The sequence below is a fragment of the Crocosphaera sp. Alani8 genome (genome assembly GCF_038442745.1).
Lineage (GTDB): Bacteria > Cyanobacteriota > Cyanobacteriia > Cyanobacteriales > Microcystaceae > Crocosphaera.
In genome coordinates this window covers 1-9,926 of record NZ_JARVCN010000114.1, presented here as the reverse complement: position 1 = coordinate 9,926, position 9,926 = coordinate 1, and the positions used below count along the sequence as shown (strand labels likewise).

Here is a 9,926-nt window from a genome sequence, read left to right as displayed (position 1 = left end):
TCTTTGTCCCCTAACTTTCGGCGAGTCCCCCCAGACTTTTTGAGAAGCTTCATTTATTTTATTAGATTTAAAATTACCTAAAATTAATGGACTTCAAGTATTAGAAGCAATTCGTGGTAATCCCCATACCCAAAAGATTGTAGTGGTAATCATGACATCATCAGCAGAAGACAGAGACTTACAAGCTTGTTATAATTTAGGGATAAATAGTTACATCGTTAAACCATTAAACTTTCAGCAATTTACAGAAATCTCCCAGACAGTCAGTTTTTATTGGATGATGTTGAATCAACCTCCCCCATCATAAAAAATTTGCAAATTTGAAATCAACAGTTAGAATAGGGCAAATGTGTTTAGCTTCAGGGGGAACAAAGTGCATAGTTATATAAGTCTACGCTTCAACCATCCTGTTTTTCCCTCAACATATTTATTAACCAGTAATTTCGAGACCCTACAAAATTTGATTATTTAGTTTTCATAATATTACACCTTGACAAGAAAGAGTAATGCTACATGTTGCCAGAAGATTTAAACTCAACTGACTCAAAAAAGGAAACGAGTCCCCCCATCAAGTTACTGTTGGTTGAAGATGTCCCGGAAGACATAGAGTTAATGCTTCTGTCTCTTAATAACAGCCATCTTGAATTTACTCACGATGTAGCTGAAACCGCTACTATTTATCAGGAAAAATTACAGAAAAATAGTTATGATGCTGTGTTAGCAGATTATCATTTGTCAGGCTTTAATGGTTTAGAAGCTCTAGAAATCTTAAGAGAATCGGGGCAAAAAATCCCTTTTATCCTCGTAACGGGGAGTTTAGGGGAAGAGGCAGCAGTGGAATGTATCAAAGCAGGAATTACAGATTATCTTCTCAAAGATCGCTTGTTTCGTTTGCCCAGTATTTTGCAGAGATCCCTAGAAGAATTTTCCCTACGCCGACAACAACAAACAACTTTACTCGAACAACAAAAAGCTGAAAAAGCCCTCAGAGAAAGCGAACAAAGGTTTCGGGCGTTGATTGAAAATGCCATCGATATTATCCTTATTGTCTGTAGGGATGGAAAACTTACTTATTTAAGCCCTTCTGTGCAGCGGATTTTGGGTCACAGTCCAGAAAGCCTTAAAAATCGATGTTTTTTTGAGTTGATTCATCCCGATGATCAACAACGAATCAAGGAGATTTTTGACACCATTAAAACAACAGCAAATCAATCTACCTCCCTGCCGGAGTTTCGGGTTTATCATCACGATAAACATTGGGTTATGTTAGATGCGATCGCCAAAAACCTTGAAGAAGATTCCTCGGTAGCAGGATTTGTCATCAACTGCCATGATGTTACGGAACGTCATAATACAGCACAACAGCTAAGATATGATGCTTATCACGACAAATTGACGGGTTTAGCCAACCGTTCTGGTTTACTGCAACAATTACAACAGGCTATTGCCCAAGATCAACGACGAAGACAAGATCATTTTGCTGTTCTCTTTCTAGATTTAGATCGCTTTAAAGTTATTAACGATAGCCTAGGTCATTTGATGGGGGATAAACTGTTACAACAGACAGCCCATCGCTTACAACAGTGTCATCGAGAAAGAGATTTATTGGCACGACTTGGAGGGGATGAGTTTGTTTTTTTGTTGAGAGATATCCAAGAACTTAAACAGGCGGTTGTGGTTGCCCAACGCATTCATCAAGTTTTTGAAGCCCCTTTCATTTTAGATAATCGAGAACTTTTTATTTCTGCTAGTATTGGCATCACCATTAGTGCCGATCATTACAAACATCCTGAACAAGTGTTAAGGGATGCAGACACCGCTATGTATGCGGCGAAGGCTAAGGGGAAAGGTTGTCACGAAATTTTTGCCCAAACCATGTACTTATCAGCCCTCAGAGAATTGCATTTACAAAGCGATCTCAAACAAGCTATACAACGTCAAGAGTTGGTGGTTTATTATCAACCTATTTTCTGTCTTAAAACCCAAAAAATGGTCGGTGTAGAGGCTTTGGTTCGTTGGCACCCTCCAGGAGAAGACTTAATTCCTCCGGATGATTTCATTCCCATAGCAGAAGAAACCGGCTTAATTATTGATATTGATCGTTGGGTTCTTAAAAATGCTTGTCAACAGTTGTATCAGTGGCAACAAGAGTTTCAGGAATTTGCCCCAGAATTTGTAAGTGTCAATCTTTCACCAAAACAATTTTCAGATCCCCATCTAAAAGATGAGATTGTTGACATTATTTCCACTGCTGGAATAAGTAGGGAATACTTAAAGCTAGAGATAACAGAGACCGTCTTTTTAAAAAATTCTCGTGACATTTCCCATATTTTATCTCAATTTCAACAATTAAATATCCAAATATGTCTTGATGATTTTGGCACTGGTTATTCTTCTTTAAGTTCTCTATCTGGATTTCCTTTGAACAGTTTAAAAGTTGATCGTTCTTTTGTCAGTCATTTAGGAGATGAGAGCAGAAATAACGATATTGTACGCATTGTGGGTCGTTTGGCACAGGAGTTAGAATTAGAGTTAATCGCCGAAGGAATCGAGGAAGATTATCAGATAGAAAAGTTACAAAGTTTAGGATATACATGGGGACAGGGTTATTATTTTTGCCCTCCTGTTGATCATCAATCCCTGAGACTGTTACTCGAAAAAAATAAAAATCAGGTTGCAGAGGAGTAGTATTGCTATTCAGTGCAACATTTTTAATTCACTACAATCTCCTAAGTGGGTCGCCTGGGATTCGAACCCAGGACCAATCGGTTAAAAGCCGAGTGCTCTACCGCTGAGCTAGCAACCCGTTGTGTTTTTTCACACTAACTACTAAAGTAACACAGTTTTCTTAGAAATGCAAGTAGCAATTTTAAAGGGACGTTACATCAATCTCCACCATTGCTTCACAGGTTTCCCCTGGTGGAAGTTCAATGAGGTTTTCACCAGTGCTGATAGCGTTGCGAGGTGCGCTCCAAGGTTCCAGGCAAACATAGTCTTTATCCTTGAGAGTCCAAAAAACTACGGTAGAATACTGCTCTGACCATTTGAGGTCTAATTTCAGCCCTCTAGAACGGTCTATCATGCTGGCTGAAGACCTTGTTAAAGGTTTGAGGGCAACATCAATTTCTTCTTCGTTAAAGTCAAAATTACCGTCATAAGGAATAATCTCTTTTGTATCTTTGACTTGATAGCTAGAGGCTGGAATATCAAGTGACAATTGTTCTTTATTCTTCACTAAAAAGTAAGGATGAAACCCAAAAGATAAAGGCATAACTTTATCAGATTTGTTGTTGTATTCTTGATGAATTTTTAAAGTCTTTCCCTCCAGTTCGTACATAAACTTCAACTCGAACTCAAAAGGATACATCTCTAGGGTTTCGCTGTTACTCTTCAAACTCAAAGTCAACTTACAGGAGGATTCTGCTGATTGTTCTATCACTTCCCACGGTAAAGTTCTGCCAAAACCGTGTTGTTTTAAACTGTAGGGATGACCATCATAAACATAGATGTTATCTGGTAAATTTCCACAAATGGGAAACAGAATAGGATTACCCCCTCTAACGCTCAATTCAGGATGGGTAAATCTTTCCTCATCTAAGTAAAAAATTTCTTGCCCTTCAATAGACCAACGGGTTATAATTCCGCCCCTTTCGGGAACAACTTCGAGACGAGACAAGGCACTTTCATCGGCTAGGATGTAAGTAATATACTGATTTTGTTTAACAGAAATTGAAAAACTCATAGTTGTTTTTGATATCTAAAATAGTCCATGAATCAAGTAAAAGGCAAGAAACGCACTCCCTATAGGAACTGTTAAATTATCAATTCCTAACTTAGAAAAGGCTTCTAACCCTGTAGCAACCACAGCGACTGTGAAAGAAACTATGGCTACTGTCAAGATAGGCACACCTACCCATAAAAGAATAGCACTGGTAACGAAAAAACTAACCCCCATCATGGTTAATGAACCTTCCCAACTTTTTTTAACTCCCAGTATTTCGTAACCGTGCTGCCCAAAATTTTGCCCAACAATGGCAGCCATCCCATCCCCCCAAGCCATGACTAAAATACCGATAGCTAGATACTGGGGTTGCCCCGTAGACCAAAACCACTGGGCTAAAATGCCAATGCTTAGGGCGTAAAAAAAAGTTCCTAGGCTTTTACGTCCCACACTGTTGATGCTTGGTAAAATGGGCAAAAAGTAGGAAATCAGAGCGACAATACTGGCAATACATGAAGCACTGATTAGCATCCAATGGGGCAACTGTAGCCACCAGGCGATTAAAACAACATTCCCTGAGCCAATATGGACGATTTTTCGGGTAAACTCTGCGTTAGCACCCAACAGGCGATTTAATCCCTCGGCTAAGGCAATAATGACTCCTAGATAGAGAATGACCAAGCCGATAGGGTATTTTAGGGACAAGAGGGTGTTAAGAAACGGATGTGACTCGGATAACAAGATAAGGTAAATTTAACCAGTGAACTTACTACAAGTTATATCAATTTTCTGGAATTTTTACAGTAATTATCATTGACAACCTATGATGGAGAATAGGAGACTCGAACCCCTGACCTCTGCGGTGCGATCGCAGCACTCTACCAACTGAGCTAATTCCCCTTGTTTGTTCATAGTATTTTATTATAACATTAAATGCTATTATTTATCATTGCATTCAACTTAGTTATTACTTGTATTAATTGTTATCTAGTGATAAAACTTTGGACATTATATGACTCTTTAAAAAAAATCACATCTGACCTGATCAGTCTTGAACAACAAATAGATGAATTATTTTCTGGAATTCGTAATCTAATGTTAAAGGGGCAAAATAAAACTGTAAAAGTTAGACAAATTTATCAAAAGTTTATCATCCAACTAGCGATCGCTCAAACTCTTTTGAGAAATTTAAGACTGTTATTAAAAATATGGTATCGCTTAGAAAATAGCTTTTTATCGGGTTAAGTTGAAAAGTATTATCGATGAACAGTTGATTTAGATTTTTCTTTTCTTTTTAAACCAGTCTTGTATTTGTTGACGACACTCATTTTCTAAAATGCCGGATAATACTGATAAACGATGATTAGAAGCGACACTATCGGGTATATTGAGGACAGTACGAATAGTTCCCGACTTAGGATCATCTACGCCATATACTAACAATCCTAAGCGAGACTGGATAATAGCACCAGAACACATAATACAAGGTTCTAAAGTAACATATAAAATACAATGTCCTAAATGCCAAGAGCGCAATTTTTCAGTAGCTTTACGAATAGCTATGATTTCAGCATGGCCAGTAGGATCATGATTTTGCTCTTTACGATTTAATCCTTCAGCTATTAAATTCCCTTGGTCATCAATTATTACTGCGCCTACAGGTACATCCCCCATATCAGAAGCTTTTTTAGCTAAAATTAATGCCTGTTTCATCCAGTAACAATGGGTTTCATATTTGATACCAAAAAATGCAGAATTCTCTGATATTGTTGTCTTCATTTGAGATTTTTTTCTGTTTCAGTTTAGTTATATTGCAAACAAATGTGAGCATTAACTGTTGATTATTCACTGTTTAAAGTTGAGGATACCAAATTGATTCTATCTGTTTGGCAATGGTTTCTGGATTAATATTACTGTGCTTAATTAATGAAGTGACATGGCCTAATTTTCTACCAGGACGACACTCTTTTTTACCATACCAATGAACGTAGGTATGGGGAATCTGAGCAAGTTTATTTCTTTTTTCTTGATAATCATCATGGGAATTTTCATAACCCAATAAATTAACCATAACTGCTCCTAAAGCTTTTAACTTTGTTGAACCTAAAGGCTGGCCTGTCACTGCACGTAACTGCATTTCAAACTGAGAAATATCGCAAGCATCTAAGGTATAGTGACCAGAATTATGGGTTCTGGGAGCAATTTCATTCACCAATAATTTTTCTTCTGATGTTAAAAATAATTCGATACCAAAAATTCCCACAACGTCTAACTCAGTTAATAACTTTTCAGCAATCTTTTTTGCCTCTAACTGTATCGTTTCAGAGACATTTGCCGGGGCAACTACCCAATGACAAACCTGATCCTTTTGATAGGTTTCTACTAAAGAATAAGTAGCAATTTCTCCTGTTGTGCTACGGGCAGCCATAATTGCTAATTCTCGCTCAAAATCTACATATTCCTCCACCATCAAAGAATTAACTTTTGATGACGATAAATCCGATAATTCTTTTTCGTTATTAATAATAAAAGTTCCTTGACCATCGTAACCATGACGACGGGCTTTTATAACTAAAGGGAAACCAAAATCATTTAATGATAATTTTTCTAGTGTAGTAAATTTCGGGACAGGGATAGTAATACTTTGTAAATAACTTCTTTGTTGATATTTATCTAATAAAGGAGATAAAGCTGATAGTTTGGGGCGAAAACAAACGCTATTATTTTCTAATTTTTTGAGAGCATCTAAATCAATAAATTCGTTTTCAAACGTAATTACATCAGATTTTTGTGCTAGTTTCTCCGTTGCTTGAGGATCATCAATAGCCGCAAAAATTACCTCATCTGCGATCGCCACTGCTGGATCATCTTCGTGAGGGGTTTGTATTAACAAGTCTATCCCTAATTTTTTAGTAGTCATAGCCATCATCCAGGCCAGTTGACCCCCACCGATAACACCAACACGCTGCTTATCCATTACTAATCTATCTAATTTGTGAGTTTATTGGTGGGCTTTATCACCCACCTTATGATTAATTTATAGACATCCTAATGATTCGCGGGTACTAATGCCGGTTTTTGAGTTAACCCCATCAGCGCGATCGCAGAGTTTATCCACTTCATAGACATCCAATACAGCTAAACTAAAGTCAGCCCCTGTAATTTTAGCATCATCAAATCTAGTACGCATCATAATGGCTTCGGTTAACACAGCATCGGTTAAATCCGCCCCTTTAAAACTGGTAAGATAGGATAAGCCATTAGTTAGGTCGGCCCCGTGCATATCTGCCCCGATCAAAGCTGATCCATTGAAAACTGCCCCTCTAAGATCTGCTTCGCTAAAATTGGAATCTGTGAGGTCTGCATTGGTAAACTGGGCGTAGGTTAGACTTTGTCCCGAAAAATCTTCTCCTATCAATTTAACATCCTCGTATGATGCAGTTGAACCAGTTACGGCCGAAGAACTAGCGGCGATCGCCACTGGTGTTATTAACCATAGCAAAGAGAAGACAGCAACAGTCAGTCTTAATATGTATTTCATCAAAATAGCCCCTAAATTGTCTGTTTAAATCACCATTTTAAATTTTATCGTAATCTTTGATGTTTAAGATAAGGAAATTCACGATAACTTTTTTGGGGTAACAACCGTGATAAATTTAACTAGAAATATTTAATTTTCTGTATATTCAAGTTTTATTTAGGGACAATGCAGAGGGAAATAGTGTTAAATTACGAGACGATATTATAATTATTCCAAGATGTAAATATATATAAATATTAGGAGATTAAACTACGAAACATTATAGCTATTGTAAGAGACTAAGATTATCAGGTCTTGAGACTGTTAACTTATTCATGTTTCTAATATACGATAATGTTGGTAAATTCTTAGCAGAAAGATTTAGCCGTGACTTTGCTAACTGGTTATTAAATGAACCCATTCAACTCACAGAATTAAAACCCACAGAACTATCATTAAATCCTATTAGAGCAGATTCTTTAATCTTTTTGCAATCAGAAGAAATTGTTTTACATATTGAGTTTCAAACTTGCAAACTAAGCAGTGATCTTAATACATGGGGTTTAACAGTTTTAAACCCCTACAAAATATTATAATTTTAGATTATGAAAACTCTAATCACATTAAAAATAGAAAAGTTTGAAGAAAAAGGACAAGAATATTTTGTCGCAACTAGCTATCAAATACAAGGTTTAGTTGCTGAAGGTAATACCATTGAAGAAGTGATCGAAATTGCTTCAGATTTAGCTTCAATTTTAATTGAACTAAAATAAGAGAAAAATCAAGCTATACTCAAGATATGGATTTTTTTGTTCTTCTAATAATGACACAATATTCGAGTAAGTTAAAATTACATTTAGATTCTTTATATTATTCAGGATAAAATTAACGCCAAACATCAGCTTTCATGATATCAAAATGATAATCATACGTCCAGACAGGTAATTTAATTTGACTAGCTAAAACAACTGTAACTGCATCAAACAGAGTAATCTTTTGCTCGGGAAACTTAGTAATGATAGAAGTTGCTGCTTGATAATCTTCAGAAGTAGGATTAATAAAATTAACTTGTTTTTCAATGTCTCTTGTAAATCTTAAAGCGGCAGTTATCCCTAATGATTGTAAAATTAATTTATGGGTTTCTAAATAAATAGAATAAGGAACTAGAATTGCTAATTTTTGTTGATTTATTACTTTTAATTCTTGTCGCGATCGCTGATGATATTGACCGTCTATATCAATAGCAGCATATAAATGGCCTGTATCTGCAATTATTCCTCGCGTTTCCACTTTTTCTTAAGTTATTCAGCAAAAAATTGGTCATGATTAATTGATATATCAGTTTTACCACTTCCTTTTTCAGCAGGAGTAATATTTAAACCTATTTTAAGTTCTGTCTTACAACCTTTTTCTTTGAGAAATGCTAAAAGTTCATCGGTTTCTTGTTCTGTTTGCAATGTTTTATTTTCTGGGATAGATACCATAATTACATTTATAATTTCTACATTTGCAGAAAAAATTGGCAGTTTAAAACAAAACTTAGATGATAACAATTTTCCAGATATTGTCTATTCTCGTAATCAAAAAGGTGAAATGTTTCCTAAATTACGAGAAACAAATATACAAGTTAAAACATTAGTTTTTGCGGTAAAAAATTGGCAATTAACCCCTCAACAAGTTGCTGATGAATATGGAATTAGCGAAGAACAAGTTAATAATGTTATGGCATTTTATGATCAGCATCGTCAAGAAATTGATACAGCGATAGCTACTGATAAAGTTCTTGAATCTATCTATAATGAGTAATTTAAATTACATTTGGATGCTGATACTTCTATTAAAGCGTTGCATAGTGCTTTAATTAATAAGGGTTATGATGTTACTCGAACTCCGACAGATTGGATGGCATTAGATGCAAGTGATGATGTACAATTATTAGGGGCAACAGCACAAGAAAGATGTATATTTACCTTCAACATTCGAGATTTTTTGATCTTAGAAGAAAGATATGAAGAGCATTATGGAATTATTTTAGCAGCACAAAGTAGTTGGAATTTATCAAGTTTAATTGCTGCATTGAGTAAGATGTTATCTGAAACAGAAGCAGAAGAGTTACAAGGACAAATTCGCTGGTTAAATCAATGGAAAGGTTAATATTTATCAAAATTGGGTTTAACACTTTCAAACCCCTACAAAACATCATAATTACCGTAGGGGCATAATATTATTATGTCCGTCTCCACATAGATTAGATCGGGTATAAAATAAAAATAGTCCCCTTGATTACAGCTAGGGGACCTTATTAAACGTTACTAATAGGATTTTAACTCATGAATGAACCCATTACAGTCAGCTACTCGTTAGAAGAAGTTCTCAAGCGTATGGATGACAAGTTAGACAGTATCCAAAAAGATGTTATGGACTTAAAAGTAGGAGTAGCAACTCTAACAGAAAAGGTTGAGGGTATGGATAAACGATTAGAAAAGGTAGAAGGAACACAAAAAAATCAGGTTTGGGCGTTAATTATTCTTTTAGCTAGTGCTATTGCTACCGCAGGAGCTAGATTATTTTTTACTAGCAATCCATAAATAATTATAGGGTAAAACACAGTGTTAAACCCCTACAAAACATTATATAGCATTTCCCACAGTTATGAGGTACAGTAACAGCAATGAGCAAACCAGT

General features: G+C 35.9%; 14 protein-coding genes, 2 tRNA genes and 1 pseudogene. 8 read left to right on the top strand and 9 right to left on the bottom strand.

Annotated elements, in window-relative coordinates:
• Nucleotides 1-55 precede the first annotated feature (55 nt).
• Nucleotides 56-307 carry a response regulator gene (locus P9B04_RS08230; protein WP_342054508.1) on the top strand — a complete coding sequence of 84 codons (252 nt, stop codon included), beginning with the start codon at nucleotides 56-58 and terminating at the stop codon, nucleotides 305-307.
• 206 nt (nucleotides 308-513) lie between these two features.
• On the top strand, nucleotides 514-2,688 hold the full coding sequence (locus P9B04_RS08225; protein ID WP_342054507.1) for a two-component system response regulator: 2,175 nt from the start codon (nucleotides 514-516) through the stop codon (nucleotides 2,686-2,688).
• Between the two features lie 46 nt (nucleotides 2,689-2,734).
• On the opposite strand, the gene P9B04_RS08220 is transcribed toward P9B04_RS08225, so the two are convergent.
• From P9B04_RS08220 to P9B04_RS08205, 4 genes are all read right to left on the bottom strand, one after another.
• A tRNA-Lys gene (locus P9B04_RS08220) sits at nucleotides 2,735-2,806 on the bottom strand.
• Nucleotides 2,807-2,869: 63 nt separating this feature from the next.
• Nucleotides 2,870-3,742 (bottom strand): aldose epimerase family protein, encoded by an 873-nt coding sequence (locus P9B04_RS08215; RefSeq protein ID WP_342054506.1) that lies wholly within the window; start codon nucleotides 3,740-3,742, stop codon nucleotides 2,870-2,872.
• A gap of 15 nt (nucleotides 3,743-3,757) precedes the next feature.
• On the bottom strand, nucleotides 3,758-4,462 hold the full coding sequence (locus P9B04_RS08210; RefSeq protein WP_342054505.1) for a diacylglycerol/polyprenol kinase family protein: 705 nt from the start codon (nucleotides 4,460-4,462) through the stop codon (nucleotides 3,758-3,760).
• Nucleotides 4,463-4,548: 86 nt separating this feature from the next.
• A tRNA-Ala gene (locus P9B04_RS08205) sits at nucleotides 4,549-4,621 on the bottom strand.
• Nucleotides 4,622-4,654: 33 nt separating this feature from the next.
• On the opposite strand from P9B04_RS08205, the gene P9B04_RS08200 reads away from it, so the two are divergent.
• Nucleotides 4,655-4,966 (top strand): hypothetical protein, encoded by a 312-nt coding sequence (locus P9B04_RS08200; RefSeq protein WP_342054504.1) that lies wholly within the window; start codon nucleotides 4,655-4,657, stop codon nucleotides 4,964-4,966.
• Nucleotides 4,967-4,996: 30 nt separating this feature from the next.
• Here the strand turns inward: P9B04_RS08200 and tadA are convergent, their stop codons facing one another.
• The 3 genes from tadA to P9B04_RS08185 all read right to left on the bottom strand — a co-directional run bounded on the left by tadA (nucleotide 4,997) and on the right by P9B04_RS08185 (nucleotide 7,262).
• Complete coding sequence (gene tadA, locus P9B04_RS08195; protein WP_342054503.1) at nucleotides 4,997-5,500, bottom strand: tRNA adenosine(34) deaminase TadA; 504 nt, start codon at nucleotides 5,498-5,500, stop codon at nucleotides 4,997-4,999.
• 73 nt (nucleotides 5,501-5,573) lie between these two features.
• Nucleotides 5,574-6,698, bottom strand: coding sequence for a 5-(carboxyamino)imidazole ribonucleotide synthase (locus P9B04_RS08190; RefSeq protein ID WP_342054502.1), 1,125 nt, complete (start codon nucleotides 6,696-6,698; stop codon nucleotides 5,574-5,576).
• A gap of 60 nt (nucleotides 6,699-6,758) precedes the next feature.
• Nucleotides 6,759-7,262, bottom strand: coding sequence for a pentapeptide repeat-containing protein (locus P9B04_RS08185; RefSeq protein WP_342054501.1), 504 nt, complete (start codon nucleotides 7,260-7,262; stop codon nucleotides 6,759-6,761).
• A 323-nt stretch (nucleotides 7,263-7,585) separates the two neighbouring features.
• On the opposite strand from P9B04_RS08185, the pseudogene P9B04_RS08180 reads away from it, so the two are divergent.
• Together P9B04_RS08180 and P9B04_RS08175 are read left to right on the top strand one after the other, a co-directional pair.
• A pseudogene (locus P9B04_RS08180) lies at nucleotides 7,586-7,771 on the top strand (Rpn family recombination-promoting nuclease/putative transposase); the annotation flags it as partial.
• 75 nt (nucleotides 7,772-7,846) lie between these two features.
• A complete protein-coding gene (locus P9B04_RS08175) occupies nucleotides 7,847-8,014 on the top strand; it encodes a DUF1902 domain-containing protein (RefSeq protein WP_342054500.1) in 168 nt (55 codons plus the stop codon).
• Between the two features lie 112 nt (nucleotides 8,015-8,126).
• Here P9B04_RS08175 and P9B04_RS08170 read toward each other — a convergent pair whose 3' ends face one another.
• The gene (locus P9B04_RS08170) at nucleotides 8,127-8,531 is read right to left on the bottom strand and encodes a type II toxin-antitoxin system VapC family toxin (protein WP_342054499.1); all 405 of its coding nucleotides are present in this window, start codon (nucleotides 8,529-8,531) and stop codon (nucleotides 8,127-8,129) included.
• Nucleotides 8,532-8,542: 11 nt separating this feature from the next.
• Nucleotides 8,543-8,794, bottom strand: a complete 252-nt coding sequence (locus P9B04_RS08165; protein WP_342054498.1) for a hypothetical protein — start codon at nucleotides 8,792-8,794, stop codon at nucleotides 8,543-8,545.
• A 40-nt stretch (nucleotides 8,795-8,834) separates the two neighbouring features.
• Here P9B04_RS08165 and P9B04_RS08160 point away from each other — a divergent pair, with 40 nt between their 5' ends.
• The 3 genes from P9B04_RS08160 to P9B04_RS08150 all read left to right on the top strand — a co-directional run bounded on the left by P9B04_RS08160 (nucleotide 8,835) and on the right by P9B04_RS08150 (nucleotide 9,829).
• On the top strand, nucleotides 8,835-9,047 hold the full coding sequence (locus P9B04_RS08160) for a hypothetical protein (RefSeq protein WP_342054497.1): 213 nt from the start codon (nucleotides 8,835-8,837) through the stop codon (nucleotides 9,045-9,047).
• A gap of 12 nt (nucleotides 9,048-9,059) precedes the next feature.
• Nucleotides 9,060-9,395 carry a DUF5615 family PIN-like protein gene (locus P9B04_RS08155; protein WP_342054496.1) on the top strand — a complete coding sequence of 112 codons (336 nt, stop codon included), beginning with the start codon at nucleotides 9,060-9,062 and terminating at the stop codon, nucleotides 9,393-9,395.
• Nucleotides 9,396-9,571: 176 nt separating this feature from the next.
• Nucleotides 9,572-9,829: a hypothetical protein gene (locus tag P9B04_RS08150; RefSeq protein WP_342054495.1), complete on the top strand. Its 258-nt coding sequence runs from the start codon at nucleotides 9,572-9,574 to the stop codon at nucleotides 9,827-9,829.
• Nucleotides 9,830-9,926: the final 97 nt, after the last annotated feature.